The organism is Halovibrio sp. HP20-59 (assembly GCF_033052795.2).
Lineage (GTDB): Bacteria > Pseudomonadota > Gammaproteobacteria > Pseudomonadales > Halomonadaceae > Vreelandella.
The window spans coordinates 113,864-133,773 of record NZ_JAWJUW020000009.1 but is presented as its reverse complement, the minus strand read 5'-3'; the positions used below and the strand labels follow the sequence as shown (position 1 = coordinate 133,773).

Genomic DNA, 19,910 nt, shown 5'->3' with positions numbered 1-19,910 from the left:
TTAACGGGGCCTAAATCATGGCGCAGAAACTGCTTGTCGTGCGTAACGACAAAATCGGCGATTTTATGCTGGCTTGGCCGGCCCTAGCGTGTTTAAAAAAAGCCTCGCCTACCCCTCATGTTACCGTTTTGGTTCCCTCTTATACGGCCCTGCTGGCCAAGGCCTGCCCTTGGGTAGATGACGTTATCATTGACCCCAGCAGCCAGGCGAATAAAGCCGCGCAGCAAGGGCTGCTTCGCCAAGTGAAACAAGCGAAGTTTGATGCACTGCTGACACTTTTCTCAACACCACGTATTGGCTGGCTGGGTGTTCGAGCGGGCATTCCACTGCGCGTCGCTCCCGCCACCAAGTGGTGCCAAATATTCTATAATGTTCGGGTACGCCAAAGACGCTCGCAATCTGCTAAGCCGGAATACCGATACAATGTCGATTTGGCCTGCAAGCTGGTGGAACGTCTATCGCTGAAGCTTTCATCTCTGCCTTCACCGCCTTTTTGGCCCCTGAGTGACACCCAGCAGTATACTCAACGACAAACACTTATCCGCGACCCGTCGGAGCATGTGATGGTTGTTCACCCGGGCAGTGGCGGCTCAGCCGTCAACCTGTTAATTTCACAGTATGCGACGCTCATTACTCAGATAAGCCAGCATAACCTGCCTCTTCGCTGGCTTATAAGCGCCGGGCCGAGTGAACAGTCTCGGGCTCAAGCGCTGATTGACCAGTTAGCCGAAAACGGCGTAATGGCAGATCACTTCCCTGCCAGCACAGGTGTGGACGCCTTTGCCCTAAAGCTTGCAGGTGCTGACATGCTGATTGCAGGCTCGACGGGGCCATTACACATCGCTGGCTGCCTCAATCTTGCGACGGCCGGTTTTTACCCTGGCAAACGCTCCGCGACGCCATTGCGCTGGCAAACCTGTAACAGCGCTGAGAAGCGTCTGGCGTTTAGCCCGCCTGGGAGTGCTGATCAGCAGGATATGAGTGCGATTGATATCGATGCAGCGGCCCAAGAAATAGTGAAAGCTTTATTAAGCAAAGGAATATGAATGAAGCCAATTACCGGAATTGTCATCACTTTAAACGAAGCCTACAACATTGGCGAATGCCTAATTTCTCTTAGCAAAGTGTGCGATGAGCTTATTGTAGTAGACTCCGGTAGCGACGATAAAACCGCTGAAATATCTAAAGCCTACGGTGCAAAAATCTACACACAAGACTATCTGGGTGATGGACCACAGAAAGCTTTCGGCGTACCGTATGCAAAAAATGATTGGATTATTTCTTTAGATGCTGATGAGCGTTTAAGTGAGGATGCTGTCAGCATTATCAATACATTGAAACTTGATGATATTCAGATAGCTTATGGTTTTCATCGTAAAAATTATGTTGGCGAGCACTGGATCAAAGCTGCCGGCTTTTATCCAGACAGTGTTGTAAGGCTATATAATAGAACGACTTCCGGCTATCTCAATAAAAAAGCCCACTCGTCTGTAAAAGCCCCGTCCATTTACCAAACAAAGACACATATAGAACACTTAACCTATAGGGATCTATCCGACTGGATTTACCGCATCAATGCATTATCAACCAGAGATGCCTGGGCAATGAAAGAACGTGGTAAAAAGCCATGCGTTTTCAATCCGATACTTCACAGCACTAATGCGTTCATAAGAAAACTAATTTTCAAAGGTGGAGTTTTCCAGGGAGCAGATGGTTTTTTAGTAGCAATTACTACCGCTTTCCATGCTTATATGAAGTATGCAAAGCTTAATGAGTTGCATAAAAAAACTGCTACCGAATAAATACAACCCCACTCCAACGCCGGTAAAACGCTATGCAAAAAATTCTCATTGTAGCCACAAGCAGAGTCATAAAACTTTTTGCCAACACTTTGAAAATGCTAAACTACCCTCTTTATTGGATTTTTCCAAAAATACGCTTCACTCTACCAGAATACTCTCCGCCGCTGTTTAAAAACAACAAAAAAAAGGTTATCTCAAGCATTATTTGGCAAACCAATTTTACCAATAGAGTAACACTACCTGTCTATCTCAACTATCTATTCAACCGACTGATGGCTCCAGATTTCGAGTACCGCTTCATGAGCACTGAAGCGCGAAATAACTTTATTAATGCATATTACCCTGATGTACTTCCCCATTATAACCGTTTACAGATTGGTGCGGCCCAAGCCGATCTGTGGCGTGTACTGGTGCTTCATAAGTTTGGCGGTGTATACCTGGATATCGATGCGCACCAAATCTGGCCTCTCTCCCAATTGATTGGTTCAAAAGAAAAAGAAATCTTTGTCACCACGCGCCGAGGTGAGTTTAGTAACTACTTTATTGCCAGCGCTCCTGCAAATCCTAACCTTGCTAAGTTAATTGACCAAATCGTAGAGAACATAAAAGAGAATACTTTGACGAATGTATTCCACATAACAGGACCAGGCGTATTTAATATGCTTTTAAATCCTGAGAAAGTGCCGACAGTTCACTATCGTTATGCAGTAAACCAGGGCAGCTTTACTAACGAGCACTTCCAGTATATTGATAAGCCCCAGGGAAAGTGGAATAAAGAACAGCGGAAAACTTCGGTTATTCGCCCAGAGAGTGAGAATACAGCCTGACCATAAAGCACAACGGTTAGCACGTCTACCTTGATTATTTCGCCTATAACTACAGCAAATGCCTAGGTAATGCTAAAGTTAAGAATCATCATAACTCTCATACCAAGGTCAAGAAAGCTGTGTTTTTTATATCCTCATTTCTCAGCCACCGTAAGGGGCACATGCCCGTCTTAAGGTCACTCAAACTTGCCCCATGGCTGCCTCTAGTCACTACCGGCCTAAGCCTAGGCTATACCGTCACGGTTCTAACCCGCCTGCCGTGGTGGGCGCTATTTTTTATTGCTGCCGCCTGGGTGGCTGTGGGTCTAAAGCTGCGCTGGGGCCATCCCGTTAATGCGCGTTACCGTAAAATGTGGCCGTGGTCGCTAGTCCCATTGAGCCTTTTGGGCATTTACATTTACTTGGCCGACAGCTTCGGCATTGTCGATCTCGGCGCGGTATTTTTCCACCTGCAGGCGGGCATGGCTGAACACGGCGGGCCGGGAAAATTGGTTATCGCTGCTCTTTATACAGCCGTCATGATCGCTGTACTGGCATCGGTCACTTGGTTAACACGTCATGATCAACGCTGGCGATTCGCCGAACGGTTTTTCGCTATTGTCCTACTCGCTTGCAATCCACTGTTATATGGCTTGGGCCTGCGCAGCGCAGCGATAGTCACGGATGATGGGAGCTGGCTGGACCGACGTTATGTATCGCCACCGACTAGCGAGCTACGCGATGCGCCCAATCTGCTCGTCTTGTACTTGGAAAGTATAGAGCGCACTTATGCCAATGAGCAGTTTGGTGATGCTTACGCAGATATCAATGCGCTTGGTGAGCGTGGCGCGGTGTTTGAGGGCGTACGCCAGATGGATAACACCGGTTGGACGATGGCAGGTATGATCGCCAGCCAGTGCGGCGTCCCCTTGATGCCAGCGGGTCTACTCCATGATGCTCAGTTTGAGCCTCTTTCTAAGGTAGTCCCAGGCGTTGATTGTCTGAGCGATATATTGGCAGCGCAAGGCTATCAGCTTAGTTACTTAGGCGGCGCTAGTACTCAATTTGCAGGCAAGGGGCTATTCTACCAAGGCCACGGTTTCGATACGGTAAAAGGACGTGAAGAGTTAGCCCCTCTGTTGGATGATCCTGAATATGTGAATAGCTGGGGCCTGTATGACGACACGCTTTATGACATCACCGCCGACGAAATACGTCGTCTCGACCAAGCAAATAACGGACCGTGGGGGATGTTTAACCTTAACCTCACAGGCCATGCACCCAATGGCTACCCTTCACAATCCTGCGTGGAACGGCAGGGCGAGTTCGATGGCCAGGATATCCTTTACTCGGTTGAGTGTTCGGCGTGGCTTGCCCGTGATTTGGTTGAGCGTCTAGAGGAAGAGGGGCTTCTCGACAATACGTTAGTTGTGCTGCTCAGTGACCACCTGACGATGCGCGTTTCTGTTTGGGATCAGTTGACGGCCATGGATAGAGATAACACGCTGATTATGCTGGGTGAAGACATTGAGCCACAGCGCATACGCCGCGATGCCACGATGCTGGATGTTTTTCCTACCCTGTTGGATGCGCTAGGCTTTCGCCTCGAAGAGCAGCGTGCCGGATTGGGCACTTCTCTATTCAGCGATGAGCCTACGCTGGTAGAAAGGCACGGCATTGAGGTGCTCAACGAGCGCTTAAGGGAAGAAACAGCGCTCCAGCACCGCCTTTGGGAGGGGATTTCCCCTCAGCGCCGTAATGCCCAAGAATCTCCTCAAGAGCAAGTTCTAGAAACGCCTGCCGATATCGCCGATGAAGTTGAGCTCATCCGTTAGCGATCACGTGCTCTCTCTGCTGATCTGCGTGTAGACTTTGATAAACCTGATCGACACTGAGCTGATTAAGACAATTAGTGTGCCCCAGCGGGCAGGTACGCTGAAAGCAAGGAGAGCAGGAAAGCGCTAAATAATGAATAACCGCATTATCGGTGAGCGGCGGCGTGTACACAGGCGAAGAAGAACCGTATAACGCATGAATACGTACACCGACCGCGGCGGCCACATGCATCAAGCCTGAGTCGTTGGTGACGACGTGTCGGCAATCTGCCAACAGATCAACTGCGTCGGCCAACTGGGTTTTACCGCATAAGTTGTGACCGTGTGCAAGACCCTGCACAATCGCCTCCCCCGCCGGATGATCCTTCGCTCCACCTAAGACGCGTATCTCAAAGCCATCTTGCACCAACCGCTTTGCCAGCGCGTGAAAGTAGCTAATTGGCCACTGCTTGGCAGGGCCATATTCGGCGCCGGGCATCATACCAATTGCCGGCCGTGATGAAAGCGAGTGGGTCAGGCGTAAATTGACCAAATTATCGCGATCAATCTGCAGGCGTGGTTTAGGTAACTCAAAGTCGCCGCTACTCGCCTCTTCCAGGGGAAGCCCTAGCGACACAAAACGCTTTACCGTTTGGTCAAGCACCTGCTTATCGAGTTTACGGCGCTCCTTGAGAAGCCCGTAGCGGTGCTCACCGATAAAGCCAATACGCTCGGGAATCCGTGCCATAAAAGGCACCAGTGCCGCCTTCCAGGAACGCGGCAACACAATGGCGCGATCAAAGCGCCCACGCAGGCGGCTGGCGAGTTCACGCCGGCTAGCCAAACCAAATTCACCATGGCCCACTGCCAACGGCAGCACCTCGTCCACCTCAGGCATGCGTTCTAGAATAGGCTGTGACCAAGCCGGTGCGACCACCCCAATCGTCGCATTGGGCTGGCGGGCTTTTAAGGTCATAAACAAGCTTTGTGCCATGACCATATCGCCGACCCACGAGGGGCCAATCACCAGCAAGCGCTGAGCGGAGTTAACCATTTAACCACCCCAAGTAGGCCTTCACTCCTTGAGCAACGGTTTTAAACTCAACATCACAGCCGCTCTCACGTAGCTGACCAATGTCAGCTCGGGTATAGCTCTGGTAGCGTCCTTTAAGTTCTTCGGGGAAGGCAATGTAGTTGATCTCACCTTTACCGTAAAAGTCGATAACAGCCTCACCAATGGCTTTAAAAGGCTCAGCCCGACCGGTGCCAAGATTAAAGATACCTGACTTGTCAGGATGATCCAAAAACCAAAGATTCACATCGACCACATCGCCCACATAAACAAAGTCGCGACTCTGCATGCCGGCATCAAAACCATCATAGCCGCCAAACAGCTTGAGCGTTTCGCCATTACGAATTTGCAGATGGTTATGATAGGCCACACTGGCCATTTTGCCCTTATGCTGTTCACGAGGGCCGTAGACGTTAAAGTAACGAAAGCCCACCACCTGAGTGGTTAACTCGTCCCAGCGCGCGCGCACATGCTGATCGAACAGCAGTTTTGAATAACCGTAAACATTCAGTGGCTTTTCACACTCGGGCAGCTCTTTGAACACTTCGCTGCCGCCATAGGTGGCGGCTGACGACGCGTATAAGAAGGGAATCCCCTGCTGCTCGCAGTAATTAAGCAGTACTTTGGAGTACTCAAAATTATTTTCCATCATGTAGTGACCATCCCACTCGGTGGTATCCGAGCAGGCACCTTCGTGGAAAATGGCGTCGATGTTGGGCAGGTCGACGTTTTCACCGCGCAGAGCTGCTTTTATTCGGGTAAGAAAGTCGTCCTTATCGAGATAGTCTGCCAACGTGCAGTCGGCTAAATTGACGAATTTGGTGCCATCGCGCAGATCGTCAACCACCACCACATCGTTACGGCCGCGGGCATTCAGTGCTTTGACTAAGTTGGCCCCAATAAAACCGGCACCGCCTGTTACCACAATCATACTGTACTCCTTACTTAAAGCGGCTCTGTTGGAGCCTGTCACCTATCTGCCTAGGATTGTATACTTGACGCCTTATGAATTCATGGCCAACGGTGCTTTCCGCGATGAGTGTCTCGACAAACCAATCGACACCCGATGTGTCGACCTTTCAAGGCTTGATCCTTGCTCTGCAGCAATACTGGGCAGAACAGGGTTGTGTCATCCTCCAGCCGCTCGATATGGAAGTCGGCGCAGGCACTTTCCACCCCGCCACTTTCCTCCGCGCGATTGGCCCCGAAACCTGGAACGCTGCTTACGTGCAGCCCTCAAGGCGCCCGACTGACGGCCGCTACGGCGAGAACCCTAATCGACTCCAGCACTACTATCAGTTCCAGGTAGTAATGAAGCCATCGCCAAGCAATCTGCAGGAGCTTTATTTGGGGTCCCTTAAACGGCTCGGCCTAGACCCCTTGATCCACGACGTGCGTTTCGTCGAAGATAATTGGGAATCGCCCACCCTTGGTGCTTGGGGTCTTGGCTGGGAAATCTGGCTAAACGGTATGGAAGTGACCCAGTTTACCTATTTTCAGCAGGCCGGGGGCATTGAATGCTACCCGGTAACTGGAGAGCTCACCTACGGACTTGAGCGCATTGCCATGTACCTGCAGGATGTCGATAGCGTCTATGACCTTGTCTGGGCGGTTGCACCGGATGGCAGCAAGGTTACCTACAGCGATGTTTACCTGCAAAACGAGCGCGAACAGTCCGCCTACAATTTTGAACATGCCGATGTTGATCAGCTATTTGCTAACTTTGACCACCAGGAAAAAGAGTGCGGCAAGCTGCTCGGCGCCAGCTTGCCGCTGCCGGCCTACGAGCAAGTTCTGAAAGCATCGCATACGTTCAACCTGCTGGACGCCCGTCACGCCATTTCAGTTACCGAGCGGCAGCGCTTTATCCTGCGCGTGCGTACCATGGCGCGAAACGTCGCCACCGCTTACTTTGAGTCGCGTAAAGCCGAAGGTTTCCCGATGGCACCTGAAAAACTTCGCCGCGAACTGTTGCAAGAGCTATTCGCTGAACAGGGAGACGCTTAAATGGCTGTTAATACCCTTTTACTAGAACTGGGAGCAGAAGAACTGCCACCCACAGCCCTTGATGCGCTTTCCGATGCGTTTGCCGCAGGCATTGAGAAGGGCCTGCAAGAAGCCGATATTCCCTTCACCAGCGTTAGCGCTTTTGCAACACCACGGCGTTTAGCGGTACAAGTAAGCGAGCTGGGCGATAAACAGCCTGACCGTCACGTCGAGCGCCGTGGCCCAGCGCTGGCGGCTGCCTTTAAAGATGGCGTCGCCACTAAAGCTGCGGAAGGCTTTGCCCGCTCCTGTGGCGTCAGCGTGGATGAGCTGGCGCGCTTGGAAACGGATAAAGGTACCTGGCTAGTATTCCGCGAACAGCAGCAGGGTGAGACTGTACAGGCGCTGCTGCCAGCGATTTTGCAAAAAGCGATCAGTACGTTACCGGTGCCTAAAAACATGCGCTGGGGCGCTTCACGGGTTGAATTTTCACGTCCCGTTCATTGGCTTGTGGCACTTTACGGTAGCGATGTGGTAGCCGCCGAGGCACTGGGTTTACAGGCTAGTCGCACGACCTATGGCCATCGTTTCCACGCCCCCGATGCACTCCAGCTAGCGCACGCTGATGAGTACGTCTCTGCCCTCGAAAACGCCTACGTCTTAGTTGATCGTGCGCAGCGCCGTGAACGCATTCGCGAGCAGGTACTGTCAGAAGCCGAAGTGCAGGAGGCCACCGCCGTCATCGACGAAGACTTACTCGTCGAAGTCAGCGGCTTGGTCGAGTGGCCGGTCGCCCTGACCGGTAGCTTCGATGAACGCTTCTTGGAGGTGCCAGCGGAATGCTTGATCTCATCCATGAAGGCCAACCAGAAATACTTTCACCTGCTGGACGACGCAGGCAAGCTAAAGCCGCTATTCATTACTATTGCTAATATCGACAGCGCGGACCCCGACCAGGTCATTGCCGGTAACGAGAAAGTCATCCGCCCTCGCTTAGCCGATGCGGCGTTTTTCTACGCTACCGACCGCAAGCATACGCTTGCATCGCGTATTCCTCAGTTGGAGAGCGTGGTCTTCCAACAACAGCTGGGTACGCTGGCGGATAAAGCCCGCCGCAGCAAGGCTGTCGCCACCTTTATCGCCGAGCGAATCAACGGTGATGTGGCACATGCCCAACGCGCCGTGGCGCTCGCCAAATGCGACCTTGTCACGGAGATGGTACTCGAATTCCCCGAGCTTCAGGGCATTATGGGGCGCTATTACGCCGAGCAAGACGGTGAGCCGACTGAAGTGGCTCAAGCGGTCGAAGAGCAGTATTTACCGCGCTTTGCTACCGATACTATCCCCCAAACTAGCACAGGTAAGGCGCTAGCCCTGGCGGATCGTCTGGACACGCTGGTGGGTATTTTTGGAATTGGTCAACGCCCTACCGGGGCAAAAGATCCCTTTGCTCTTCGTCGTGCCTCGATTGGCGTGCTCAACATTCTGGTCAAAGGTGAGCTCGACCTTGATCTGCGCGAGCTGCTCAGCGTGGCCGTTGAACAGCACCAAAACCTGCCTAACGTCGATGGGCTAGTGGAAGATGTGCTGACTTATATGCTTGACCGTTTCCGCGCCTGGGGCCAGGAAGAAGGCATTAGCGCTGAAATATACCTTGCAGTGCGCGCTCGCCCAGTGACTAACCCGCTCGATTTCGCTCGCCGCCTGCGTGCGGTTAAGGCTTTTGCCCAGCGCGAAGAAGCAGCCGCGCTGGCAGCGGCCAATAAGCGGGTTTCCAATATTCTGAGTAAGCAAGCTCATGATGGTAGCACCCAGGTGGATCAAACCCTGCTTCAAGAGGACGCGGAGAAGGCACTCTTTAACGCGGTAATTCACAGTCAGGAAAAAGTAGCGCCATTATTTGCAGCAGGTGATTATCAGGTGGCACTGGATACACTGGCAACGTTACGTGAGCCAGTCGATGCCTTTTTTGACCAGGTCATGGTCATGGCGGACGACCCTGCCGTTCAACGCAATCGGCTAGCGTTACTTGCTAGCCTTCAAGCGCTGTTTTTGGAAGTCGCGGATATCTCGCTGCTCCCTCAGTAGCCGTCACATTCGGTCGCAACCCAAGCCCAACCCTAAACGGTTGGGCTTTTTGTTGTTTGGTGAAGTACGTGTTTCACGTGAAACACTTTTTGCTAGATCAGGGTAAAATAGCCGTAAAACTAGCGGGCAGCAGACAGCGTCGCTGGCAACCGTAACAATGGGGTCACTATGCTAAGTGCCGTGAAACTTGTCATTCTGGATCGCGATGGGGTTATCAACCATGACTCCGACCACTACATCAAATCCCTTGACGAGTGGGTGCCCTACCCCACTTCAATCTCTGCCATTGCCCGGCTAACGCACGCGGGCTACGTCGTCGCCATTGCAACCAATCAGTCGGGAATCGCCCGCGGCTATTACGATGAAACGACACTTCATGCCATGCATGATCGCTTGATTCGTCTAGTTGAAGATGAAGGCGGACGGATTGCCTATATTGCCTATTGCCCGCACGGGCCAGACGATAAGTGTCAATGTCGTAAACCATTGCCTGGCATGCTGCTCAACATACAGCGGCAGCTGGGATTAGAAAGCTTAACAGGTAGCTGGATAGTCGGAGATAGCCTGCGAGACATACAGGCGGGGGAAGCAGTCGGTTGCAACACCGCACTGGTCAGAACCGGGAAAGGGCTTAAAACGGAAAACCAAGGTACCGGTCTTGAAGGAGCATTGGTCTTTGACGATTTAGGGCAGTTCGTTGATTGGCTCATTGAATAGCCAAGCGGCACGGAGTGTTGGTTGCTTCTGCGTTATATTAAAAACATTGACTCAACAGAGCCTCTCTCCTACCTGGAGCTTTTCCTAACAATCTATTTTCTAATAAACTATTCCTAGCAACTTATTCCTAAGAGTTTATCTCTATCTACCAATAAAAAAGCGCCGCCATGGAATCTAATCCATCGCGGCGCTTTGCACTGAGACTAATTAAGATGTTTCACGTGAAACTTCTTAATAGCTGACGTCAGTTTTACACGTCGAGGTTGGCCACCAGCGCATTGGTTTCGATAAAGTCCCGGCGGGGTTCTACGTCATCACCCATCAGGGTATTGAACATCATATCGGCGGCAACGGCGTCTTCGATGGTCACACGCAGCATGCGACGGCTATCGGGATCCATGGTGGTGTCCCAGAGCTGGTCTGGGTTCATTTCTCCCAGTCCCTTATAGCGCTGTACGGAAAGGCCGCGCTGGCCTTCTTGCATTAGCCATGCCAGTACTTCCGAGAAGTGTGCTACCGGCTTCTGCCGTTCACCACGGGCAATATAGGCACCCTCTTCCAAAAACCCTTCCAGAGTTTCGCCCAACTCGGCCATACCCCGATAGTCGGCGCTTTCAAAGAAATCCAGCCCCCACACATACTCGGTGGTTACCCCGTGGGCAATAAGCGATACGGTGGGTAAGTAAAGCCCACGCTCATTGTCTTCCTGCAGGTGGAAGTGATAACGCGGCCCGCCTTCATAGGCGACTAGGTCATCCATTATTTTCTGCAGCTCATCAATCCAGTTCTGCATGGTAACGCGATCTTTCAGGCTTTCTTGGCCTTTCAACGCAGAGGCATGAACGATTTGCTTAAGTACTTCATTAGGATAAACCCGCGACAAGCGATCAATACGCCTCATAACGTTGCGGTATTGATTCACCAACGCCTCAAGCTGCGAACCTGAAATACCTGGGGCGTTCGCATTAACGTGCAGACCTGCGCCATCCAGAGCTGTCGTGGTTAAGTAATCCACCATCGCCTGCTCGTCTTTCAGGTAAAGTTCCTGCTTACCGCGCTTGATTTTATACAGCGGCGGTTGGGCAATGAAAATATGCCCACGCTCGATTAGCTCCGGCATCTGACGGAAGAAGAATGTCAGCAGCAGCGTACGAATATGCGAGCCATCGACGTCCGCATCGGTCATGATGATAACCGAGTGATAACGCAATTTATCAGGATTAAACTCTTCACGACCGATGCCACAACCAAGAGCCGTAATCAACGTGCCCACTTCTGCGGAAGACAGCATTTTGTCAAAGCGCGCTTTTTCGACGTTTAGAATTTTACCTTTAAGAGGCAAAATCGCTTGGGTACGACGGTCGCGCCCCTGCTTGGCACTGCCGCCTGCCGAATCACCCTCCACTAGGTAAAGCTCTGACTGACTGGGATCCTTCTCCTGGCAATCCGCCAGTTTCCCCGGTAGCCCGGCAATATCTAGCGCGCCTTTGCGCCGAGTCATATCGCGTGCCTTACGCGCGGCTTCTCGGGCACGCGCTGCGTCCAGCATCTTATTAACGATCGCTTTCGCTTCGTTAGGTTTCTCTACAAGGTACTCAGAGAACAGCCGGCTCATTTCCTGATCGACCGCTGTTTTCACTTCGCTGGAAACTAACTTGTCTTTCGTTTGAGACGAAAACTTAGGATCAGGTACTTTGACCGAGATAATCGCGGTCAACCCCTCACGGGCGTCGTCACCGGTGGTATTTACCTTGGCTTTTTTAAGCAGGTTTTCAGCTTCAATATAGTTATTGAGCGTGCGGGTAAGGCCCGAGCGGAAACCGGCTAAGTGTGCCCCACCGTCTCGCTGAGGGATGTTGTTGGTGTAGCAGAAAATGTTTTCAGTGAAGGCTTCGCTCCACTGCATTGCCACTTCAACTTCAACGCCATCTTCACGAACGGCGTTAAAGTGGAATACCGGGTTGATCACACTCTTATTGGTATTCAAATGGTCAACAAAGGCTTTCAAGCCGCCTTCATAGTGAAACAGCTCCTCTTTGCCACTACGCTCGTCCATTAGACGAATCGCAACGCCAGAATTCAAAAAGGAGAGCTCTCGCAAGCGCTTCGCCAAAATATCAAAATGAAATTCAATGTTGCCGAAAGTTTCTGGCGAGGGGCGGAAGTGAACCCGCGTACCGCTTTTCTCAGTTTTACCTACCACACCCAGCGGCGCTTGCGGCACCCCGTGGTGGTACATCTGCTCAAATACTTCACCCTGTCGCCAAATTGTTAAACGCAATTCAGCAGAAAGGGCGTTCACGACAGAAACGCCAACGCCGTGTAGCCCCCCTGAAACCTTGTAGGAGTTGTCGTCAAACTTACCGCCTGCGTGAAGCACCGTCATGATAACTTCAGCAGCAGAAACGCCTTCCCCTTCATGAAGTTCAGTAGGTACGCCGCGGCCGTTATCGCTAACGGTGACCGACTCATCCGGGTGAATGACAACGCGAATTTCGCTGCAATGTCCGGCCAGGGCTTCGTCGATGGAGTTATCCACCAATTCAAAGACCATGTGGTGCAGCCCGGTACCGTCATCGGTGTCACCAATATACATTCCTGGGCGCTTGCGTACCGCGTCCAGCCCTTTGAGCACCTTAATGCTTGATGAATCGTAAGCCTGCTCGCTCATTGACCACTCCGTCGTGAAGTCTGTCTCATTCCGTATCGCTTAGCCTTTCCGCGCTCAATTAACCGATCAGGCCCGACCCAGACTGTCTGATCGGCTCTAACGGTTGATTGTTAAACGGCCAAGTCCCTGATCAGTATGTTTCACGTGAAACATATTTACTGAGGTACAAGATCGCCAAGTGCCACTTAACGCAGAAGGTTCAACGCTGGTAATAAATGCTTGGCACTGCATATCTTCAAGTAACTCACAAAACTGATGACGATTTTTTTCATCGAGTTCTGCAGGTAAATCATCAATCAGATAAATACAGTGCCGCTGTGCTGCTCTTTCCAGAAACCGCCCTTGGGCGAGCTTTAAAGCACTCACCACTAACTTTTGCTGGCCTCTGGAAAGTACTTCAATAGCAGGCTGTTTGTTTATCTTGATGCGTAAATCTGCTCGCTGAGGTCCCTGCTGGGTAAAACCCATTTGCTGGTCCGTCGCACGGCTAGCGTGTAGCACATCAGCAAGGGAGCGCTCGATATCCCACCCACGGGCATAGTGCAATGACAAGCCAGGTAGTGGTAGCAGCGCCTTCAGCGTTTCTTCAAATACTGGCAGGAAGTCACTGAACCAAGCACGGCGAAGCGCGTCCATCTGATCTCCCCAAATAGCAAGCTCATGCTCCCAAACCGCCATTTCTTGAGGATCTATTCTACCACGCCTGAGCAGTGCATTCCGATGTTTCACCGCTCGTCGAGTACGCTTCCATATCCCCAAAAAATCATGTTTCACGTGAAACACACCCCAATCGAGGAATTCACGACGCCCGGCAGGCGAACCCTCAAGCAAACGAAACGCATCAGGGTTAATTAACTGCAGTGGCATCGCCTCAACTAACGCTGACAACCTGGCGTTCTTATCACCTCTCAGGCGCAATTCTAGCTCTCTCTGGGCGCGTAGACGGCGAACTCCCAGGGTGACCTCAGGGTTGCCGCTCAACCGACCGTACAACGTCATGTGTGGCTCTTCGGTTTGAATGGCATGCTTTAATTGACGGGTGCGAAACGAACGGCCCATACCCAATATGTGAATGCCTTCCAGCAGGCTTGTTTTGCCACTACCGTTAGCGCCACTGATCACATTAATACGCGGGGACGGCGACATATCAACCGGCAAGAGGTTGCGCAAGCCATGGAAGTTAAGCAGCGTTAGACCCATTTCATCATCACCACTTAAAGGCCTATCGAACGTAGGAACCATTGTGCCCAATGAGGAAGCGGCGATTCTGTCGCCAGAAGCGCCGCCAACCTAGCGGGCTTTATGTATTGCCTAGACAACAAAAAAAGTGCCTACAGGCGCATTGGCATAACAACATAAAGTGCGTCGCCACCACCCGGCTCTTCAAGCAGAGCGCTGCTATTGGGGTCAGCCAGAGTAATCTGCACGCGATCGTCGTTGAGTACTGTCAACACATCCACGAGGTAGCCTACGTTGAATCCAACTTCCATCGCGCCGCCGTTATACTCAACAGCGATATTCTCCTCAGCCTCTTCCTGCTCAGGGTTATTGGCCATTACCTTGAGATTATTCTCTTCAAGGTAAAGGCGCACACCCCGGTACTTCTCATTAGACAGAATCGCGGTACGCGAAAGTACTTGGCGCAGCTCAGCACGTTCAGCAAGCAGTACTTTGTCGCCGTTGCGCGGCACCACACGCTCATAATCGGGAAACTTGCCATCGATGAGCTTAGACGTAAAGGTGAAATCACCGGTATGAGCACGCACATGGCTGGAGCCAAGCGTTAAGCTAACAGGCTCATCGCTGTCGTCTAACAAGCGCGAGAGTTCTAAAATCCCCTTACGCGGCACGATTAGCTTTTGCGGCTGGCTAACGGTGACCTCGATCGAACGCGAACACATCGCTAAACGGTGGCCGTCTGTGGCGACCGTGCGCAGCAAATTACTTTGAATTTCCAACAGCATGCCGTTGAGGTAGTAGCGTACGTCCTGCTGCGCCATGGCAAACGACGTTGTTTCAATCAGGTGCTTCAAAGTGCCACGCGGCACACTGATTTCCTGACTCCCGTCAGCATCTTCAATATTGGGAAACTCAGCCACTGGCAGTGTTGATAGCGTAAAGCGTGAGCGTCCGCTGCGCAGCACGGCACGACCATCTTCCACGGCAAGCTGAATATCCGACTGATCGGGCAGTGATTTACAAATATCCATCAGCTTACGGGCAGGTACAGTAGCGGAACCAGCCTGCTCGACCTGATTGGCCACGGTGCGCCCAATCAACTCGACTTCCAAGTCTGTGCCGGTGAGTGACACCTGGTCACCCTCGACTTGAATAAGGACATTGGAGAGCACGGGCAATGTCTGACGCCGCTCGACTACGCCAGCGACCAGAGTCAGCGGACGTAGCAGCGCCTCTCGGGAAATCGAAAATTTCATCAATACTCCGGTTCTATATCCTGGAAAACCTGTTTTACGTCAGGTCCGGCCATGGAATGATTAACTGGTTAATAGGCGCAGTAAATTCTTATAGTCTTCTCGAATATCCGCGCTCTCTTCCTGTAAGGATTTCACCTTGCGACAAGCATGCAACACTGTTGTGTGATCGCGACCACCAAAGGCGTCGCCAATCTCCGGCAAGCTATGATTGGTCAGCTCTTTAGCCAACGCCATGGCCATTTGCCGTGGGCGTGCCACAGAGCGCGAACGGCGCTTGGAAAGCAAGTCCGCGACCTTAATCTTGTAGTACTCAGCCACCGTGCGCTGAATATTATCAACACCTACCTGCTTATCTTGAAGCGCCAACAGATCTTTTAACGATTCACGAATGAAATCCTGGGTAATCGTTTTACCCATGAAGTGGGAGTCAGCGATGACTTTTTTCAAGGCGCCTTCCAATTCGCGCACATTGGAACGAATTTTCTGAGCGATAAAGAAAGCCGCGTCATGCGGCAAATCGACCTTCGCCTGGTCAGCCTTTTTCATCAAAATAGCCACGCGGGTTTCAAGCTCAGGGGGTTCAATTGCCACCGTCAGGCCCCAACCAAAACGTGATTTAAGCCGCTCTTCAACACCGCTGATCTCTTTCGGATAGCGATCAGAGGTGAGGATCATTTGCTGGCCACCCTCCAAAAGCGCATTGAAAGTATGAAAGAACTCTTCTTGTGAGCGCTCTTTGCCAGCAAAAAACTGAATATCATCAATCAATAAGGCGTCGACGCTGCGGTAAAAGCGCTTGAAATCATTTATCGCATTTAGCTGCAGCGCTTTGACCATGTCAGCCACGAAACGCTCTGAATGCAGGTACACAACCCGCGCATTCTCGCGCCGGGTAGCTAACGCATTGCCCACCGCATGCATTAGGTGGGTTTTACCCAGGCCCACTCCCCCGTATAAAAACAAAGGGTTGTAAGCACCACCGGGGTTTTCTGACACCTGACGAGACGCCGCGCGGGCTAGCTGGTTTGATTTACCTTCCACAAAGGTGTCGAAGGTAAAATTCGGATTTAGTCCGCTGCCATGCTTCAGGCTGCCTTCGACTTGGACCTGGCGCTCATTGGTACGCCGGCCGGAAGCCGCTTCGCGCTGATTATCTAGTTCGCGCTCATCGGGTATGTCGCCGCGAGGTGGCGTGTGCACCGCTGGCGCTGAAGGCCGCGACGGTGACGCTGAGACTGGATTGCCCAAATCGCGATGCTGGGGTGCGTGGGTGGCTGGACGGCGGCTACCTACCGTCAAACTGACTTTAGGCGGTTTAGCCGGTGCCAATTCACGCATTAGCTCACTAATCCGCTTGGCATACTTATCGCTCACCCAATCGCGCACAAAGCGATTCGGCGCTAATAAGCGCAGCTCGTTGGACTCTCCTTCTTCTGCCTGCAGTGGGCGTATCCAGGTGTTGAACTGTTGTGAATTCAGTTCATCCTGCAGGTTGTCCAGGCACTGTTGCCAAAGCGTCAGTGACACTCATCTCACCATCGGTTGAAAACGGCCGACCATTGTAGCGCCCAAAGCCGCGGTTATCCACACAGGTTTAGGTATCGACGCCCCCTGTGGACAACTTCTCATGAGCCGCGGGGAAAACGTTGTGAATAGATAAGGATAAACGTCAATATCACTACTTACAAAGCGGTTAATCACATTAAAATAACAGCTTATCGCCTGCTTATACGCGACTTACACACAGATTTTTTATACGCATAAGCATCTGAAATAAAATAATTAAAAGCACTTATCCACAAATAGTATCCCCACTATTAATAACAACAGATTAAGAACTACTTATTAGTAATAATAGTGACAACATTAGCGGCTACTCTAGACTGGCAAAGCAAGCTGGCTGGGACGCGATCATGCTTTTTGTGCAAGGAAAAATTGCACGCAGCGGAGGAAGTCTCTACAATTTCCGGTCTTGAATTGAATCTCCCCGGCTAGTTCCTCACTGGACCGGGCTTTTTGGAATTTACTTTCCGTCCTAAACCACGTGGGAATAACGAGTTATGAAACGCACTTTTCAACCTAGCGTTCTTAAGCGCAAGCGCGCGCATGGCTTCCGTGCTCGTATGGCTACCAAAAATGGTCGCGCTATCCTGGCACGTCGTCGTGCCAAAGGCCGCAAGCGTCTGAGCGCTTGATCTAGGATTGCGTGTGCCGCAGCAAGGCTTTCCCCGGCAATTACGGTTACTAAATGCTGGGGACTTCAGTCACGTGTTTGAGCAAGCTGATCTAAAAGTGCACGGCAAAGGTATGATGGCATTAGTTCGCTTAAGTACTCGAGGGCATCCTCGGCTTGGACTTGTGGTCAGCAAAAAAAATGTTAAACGCGCCGTCGACCGCAACCGTTTCAAGCGTCTCGTTCGAGAATCCGTACGTCTTCGTCAAGATCACTTACCCTCTGTAGATATTGTGGTGCTTGCTCGGCGTGGCGTTCAGGACCTAGACAACGACACCTTACATCGCCAGCTACACGGCATGTGGAAACGACTTCAGCGTGACGCACAGGCAATGATCGCAGCACCAACGCCAGAGCGTAACACGTGACATTAGGTGCACACCTTGCCGCTCGACTTCGGCCTGCCGCCTGGCAGGCTTTCGTGTGTCAAGAGTCAAGTAAATGACACTGCGCCATTAGCATGTTCACCACCCAGCGGGCAGAACCCTCATGGACGTAAAACGACTTTTATTACTGATTCCACTAGCCGTACTGGCGTACCTGCTAGTCGTCCAGTGGAATCAGGATTACGGGCAGCCGAATTACGATTCGATACCTGAAACAACGCAACGCAGCAACTCGGCGCCTCCTAGTAACGTCGAGAATGCTGAAGGCTTAGCGGTTCCGAGCACCTCATCGCCGCAAAGCGACGTCGGTGAAGGGATCTCTGACGCAACTGAAAATGAGACGTCAAGCCGGGATTTCATTGCGGTAACAACCGATGTCCTCGATGTGCGCATCGATCCACACGGTGGCGATATCGTTTATGCGGCGTTACCGCAGCACAAACTCTCTCTCGATTCAGAACGTAACTATGTTTTGCTGTCCGATAACGACAGCCGAAGCTACGTAGCGCGTTCGGGGCTACAGTTAAACGGTGAGGCTAGCCGCATTGCCTTCACACCTGAAAACTCAGCGTATCGTTTGGGCGATCGCGACGACGAGCTCAGCGTTGACTTAACCGCTGAGGTCAATGGTATTGAGGTGATTAAACGTCTCACCTTTGAGCGTGGCAGCTATGCGGTTGACGTTAATTACTACCTGGCCAACAACACCGATGAGCCAGTTAGCGCACGTTTTATCGGCCAGTTAGCACGTGACAACAGCCCAGACCCGTCAAGCGGTGTATCCATGGGCATGAAATCCTATCTAGGGGCTGCCTACTCAACGCCGGATGCGCGCTACGAGAAAATTGACTTCGAGGATATCCAAAGCCATAACTTTGAAAACCGCGAAGCTCAGGGCGGTTGGATTGCCATTATTCAGCACTACTTTGTATCGGCGTGGGCACCCCAGCAGGATCAGCAGAACCTTTATTACGTCACTACTGACTCCAGTAATCGTAATGTTGTCGCCTTTGCTGGCCCTACCAATAGCATTGCGGCGGAAAGTGAAGCCTCCCTCGGTGCTACGCTTTATATGGGTCCAAAGGTTCAGGATTACCTGGAGCAAGTAGCGCCTAATCTGCGCTTAACCGTGGACTATGGCTGGCTGTGGTTTATTGCTAACCCGCTGTTTTGGCTGTTGGATCATATCCACGAGATCGTCGGTAACTGGGGTTGGTCGATTGTTCTATTGACCGTGCTGGTTAAAACCGTGCTGTTCCCGCTTTCTGCCAAAGCTTACAAATCCATGGGTCGGATGCGTAAACTCGGGCCTGAAATGCAGCGTCTGAAAGAGATGTACGGCGACGACCGGCAAAAAATGTCGCAGGAGATGATGAAGTTCTACCAGAAGGAGAAGATCAATCCGCTGGGGGGCTGTCTACCTATTGTGATCCAGATGCCTGTCTTCATCGCGCTTTACTGGATGTTGCTAGAGTCAGTTGAATTGCGTCACGCACCGTTCATTTTCTGGATTCAGGATCTATCGGTGAAGGACCCGTACTTCATTTTACCGATTTTAATGGGTATTTCGATGTTCGTTCAGCAGATGTTGAACCCGACGCCCCCGGATCCTATGCAGGCGAAGATCATGAAGATGCTGCCTATCATCTTTACCTTCTTCTTCCTGTGGTTCCCGGCCGGTCTGGTCATTTACTGGGTGGTCAACAATATCATTTCGGTAGCGCAGCAATATTATATTACGCGCAAGATCGAGAATGATCCGACCATCGGCAAAGGCATGAAGACCAAGTAGTTAGAAACAAAGTAGTCTGCCATGTAGACCGACACCGCCAGACCCCCGCCCCGAGCGGGGGTCTGGCGTTTTAAGGTCGACAAATTCAGACTAAACCGATCAAACGAT

The 19,910-nt window shown here is 51.6% G+C and carries 16 protein-coding genes; 10 read left to right on the top strand and 6 right to left on the bottom strand.

Translation table 11 applies throughout. The annotated features are described in order from the left end of the window. Positions 1-17: 17 nt before the first annotated feature. The 4 genes from RZA33_RS12060 to RZA33_RS12045 all read left to right on the top strand — a co-directional run bounded on the left by RZA33_RS12060 (position 18) and on the right by RZA33_RS12045 (position 4,443). The gene (locus RZA33_RS12060; RefSeq protein WP_317507962.1) at positions 18-1,046 is read left to right on the top strand and encodes a glycosyltransferase family 9 protein; all 1,029 of its coding nucleotides are present in this window, start codon (positions 18-20) and stop codon (positions 1,044-1,046) included. Then, a complete protein-coding gene (locus RZA33_RS12055) occupies positions 1,047-1,802 on the top strand; it encodes a glycosyltransferase family 2 protein (RefSeq protein WP_317507961.1) in 756 nt (251 codons plus the stop codon). 32 nt (positions 1,803-1,834) lie between these two features. Then, positions 1,835-2,629: a glycosyltransferase family 32 protein gene (locus RZA33_RS12050; RefSeq protein ID WP_317507960.1), complete on the top strand. Its 795-nt coding sequence runs from the start codon at positions 1,835-1,837 to the stop codon at positions 2,627-2,629. A gap of 161 nt (positions 2,630-2,790) precedes the next feature. Next, the gene (locus RZA33_RS12045) at positions 2,791-4,443 is read left to right on the top strand and encodes a sulfatase-like hydrolase/transferase (protein ID WP_317507959.1); all 1,653 of its coding nucleotides are present in this window, start codon (positions 2,791-2,793) and stop codon (positions 4,441-4,443) included. Here the strand turns inward: RZA33_RS12045 and waaF are convergent. Together waaF and rfaD are read right to left on the bottom strand one after the other, a co-directional pair. Then, positions 4,433-5,476, bottom strand: coding sequence for a lipopolysaccharide heptosyltransferase II (gene waaF / locus RZA33_RS12040; RefSeq protein ID WP_317507958.1), 1,044 nt, complete (start codon positions 5,474-5,476; stop codon positions 4,433-4,435). The genes RZA33_RS12045 and waaF overlap by 11 nt on opposite strands. Next, the gene (rfaD, locus tag RZA33_RS12035; RefSeq protein ID WP_317507957.1) at positions 5,469-6,425 is read right to left on the bottom strand and encodes an ADP-glyceromanno-heptose 6-epimerase; all 957 of its coding nucleotides are present in this window, start codon (positions 6,423-6,425) and stop codon (positions 5,469-5,471) included. The genes waaF and rfaD overlap by 8 nt, the downstream gene beginning before the upstream one ends. Before the next feature lie 104 nt (positions 6,426-6,529). On the opposite strand from rfaD, the gene glyQ reads away from it, so the two are divergent. From glyQ to gmhB, 3 genes are all read left to right on the top strand, one after another. After that, positions 6,530-7,501 (top strand): glycine--tRNA ligase subunit alpha, encoded by a 972-nt coding sequence (glyQ, locus tag RZA33_RS12030; RefSeq protein WP_317507956.1) that lies wholly within the window; start codon positions 6,530-6,532, stop codon positions 7,499-7,501. Then, on the top strand, positions 7,502-9,568 hold the full coding sequence (gene glyS / locus RZA33_RS12025) for a glycine--tRNA ligase subunit beta (RefSeq protein ID WP_317507955.1): 2,067 nt from the start codon (positions 7,502-7,504) through the stop codon (positions 9,566-9,568). Between the two features lie 168 nt (positions 9,569-9,736). Continuing rightward, entirely contained in the window at positions 9,737-10,285 is a 549-nt protein-coding gene (gmhB, locus tag RZA33_RS12020; protein ID WP_317507954.1) for a D-glycero-beta-D-manno-heptose 1,7-bisphosphate 7-phosphatase, read from the top strand. Positions 10,286-10,535: 250 nt separating this feature from the next. On the opposite strand, the gene gyrB is transcribed toward gmhB, so the two are convergent. The 4 genes from gyrB to dnaA form a co-directional block, all read right to left on the bottom strand. Beyond that, complete coding sequence (gene gyrB / locus RZA33_RS12015; RefSeq protein ID WP_317507953.1) at positions 10,536-12,956, bottom strand: DNA topoisomerase (ATP-hydrolyzing) subunit B; 2,421 nt, start codon at positions 12,954-12,956, stop codon at positions 10,536-10,538. 96 nt (positions 12,957-13,052) lie between these two features. Continuing rightward, positions 13,053-14,156 carry a DNA replication/repair protein RecF gene (recF, locus tag RZA33_RS12010; RefSeq protein ID WP_317507952.1) on the bottom strand — a complete coding sequence of 368 codons (1,104 nt, stop codon included), beginning with the start codon at positions 14,154-14,156 and terminating at the stop codon, positions 13,053-13,055. A gap of 131 nt (positions 14,157-14,287) precedes the next feature. Beyond that, the gene (dnaN, locus tag RZA33_RS12005) at positions 14,288-15,391 is read right to left on the bottom strand and encodes a DNA polymerase III subunit beta (protein WP_317507951.1); all 1,104 of its coding nucleotides are present in this window, start codon (positions 15,389-15,391) and stop codon (positions 14,288-14,290) included. Between the two features lie 60 nt (positions 15,392-15,451). Beyond that, a complete protein-coding gene (gene dnaA / locus RZA33_RS12000; protein WP_317507950.1) occupies positions 15,452-16,918 on the bottom strand; it encodes a chromosomal replication initiator protein DnaA in 1,467 nt (488 codons plus the stop codon). A gap of 533 nt (positions 16,919-17,451) precedes the next feature. Here dnaA and rpmH point away from each other — a divergent pair. From rpmH to yidC, 3 genes are all read left to right on the top strand, one after another. Next, positions 17,452-17,586, top strand: coding sequence for a 50S ribosomal protein L34 (gene rpmH, locus RZA33_RS11995; protein ID WP_088698236.1), 135 nt, complete (start codon positions 17,452-17,454; stop codon positions 17,584-17,586). Positions 17,587-17,599: 13 nt separating this feature from the next. Next, the gene (gene rnpA / locus RZA33_RS11990) at positions 17,600-17,992 is read left to right on the top strand and encodes a ribonuclease P protein component (RefSeq protein ID WP_317507949.1); all 393 of its coding nucleotides are present in this window, start codon (positions 17,600-17,602) and stop codon (positions 17,990-17,992) included. A gap of 121 nt (positions 17,993-18,113) precedes the next feature. Next, entirely contained in the window at positions 18,114-19,802 is a 1,689-nt protein-coding gene (yidC, locus tag RZA33_RS11985) for a membrane protein insertase YidC (protein ID WP_317507948.1), read from the top strand. Positions 19,803-19,910 lie beyond the last annotated feature (108 nt).

Excerpts from the sequence above, each read along its gene's own strand:
- rfaD (WP_317507957.1), bottom strand. The coding sequence starts at position 6,425 with ATGATTGTGGTAACAGGCGGTGCCGGTTTTATTGGGGCCAACTTAGTC.
- recF (WP_317507952.1), bottom strand. The coding sequence starts at position 14,156 with ATGGGTCTAACGCTGCTTAACTTCCATGGCTTGCGCAACCTCTTGCCG.
- gyrB (WP_317507953.1), bottom strand. The coding sequence starts at position 12,956 with ATGAGCGAGCAGGCTTACGATTCATCAAGCATTAAGGTGCTCAAAGGG.
- RZA33_RS12055 (WP_317507961.1), top strand. The coding sequence starts at position 1,047 with ATGAAGCCAATTACCGGAATTGTCATCACTTTAAACGAAGCCTACAAC.
- RZA33_RS12060 (WP_317507962.1), top strand. The coding sequence starts at position 18 with ATGGCGCAGAAACTGCTTGTCGTGCGTAACGACAAAATCGGCGATTTT.
- RZA33_RS12050 (WP_317507960.1), top strand. The coding sequence starts at position 1,835 with ATGCAAAAAATTCTCATTGTAGCCACAAGCAGAGTCATAAAACTTTTT.
- gmhB (WP_317507954.1), top strand. The coding sequence starts at position 9,737 with ATGCTAAGTGCCGTGAAACTTGTCATTCTGGATCGCGATGGGGTTATC.
- rpmH (WP_088698236.1), top strand. The coding sequence starts at position 17,452 with ATGAAACGCACTTTTCAACCTAGCGTTCTTAAGCGCAAGCGCGCGCAT.
- yidC (WP_317507948.1), top strand. The coding sequence starts at position 18,114 with ATGGACGTAAAACGACTTTTATTACTGATTCCACTAGCCGTACTGGCG.
- glyQ (WP_317507956.1), top strand. The coding sequence starts at position 6,530 with ATGAGTGTCTCGACAAACCAATCGACACCCGATGTGTCGACCTTTCAA.
- waaF (WP_317507958.1), bottom strand. The coding sequence starts at position 5,476 with ATGGTTAACTCCGCTCAGCGCTTGCTGGTGATTGGCCCCTCGTGGGTC.
- RZA33_RS12045 (WP_317507959.1), top strand. The coding sequence starts at position 2,791 with ATGCCCGTCTTAAGGTCACTCAAACTTGCCCCATGGCTGCCTCTAGTC.
- dnaN (WP_317507951.1), bottom strand. The coding sequence starts at position 15,391 with ATGAAATTTTCGATTTCCCGAGAGGCGCTGCTACGTCCGCTGACTCTG.
- glyS (WP_317507955.1), top strand. The coding sequence starts at position 7,502 with ATGGCTGTTAATACCCTTTTACTAGAACTGGGAGCAGAAGAACTGCCA.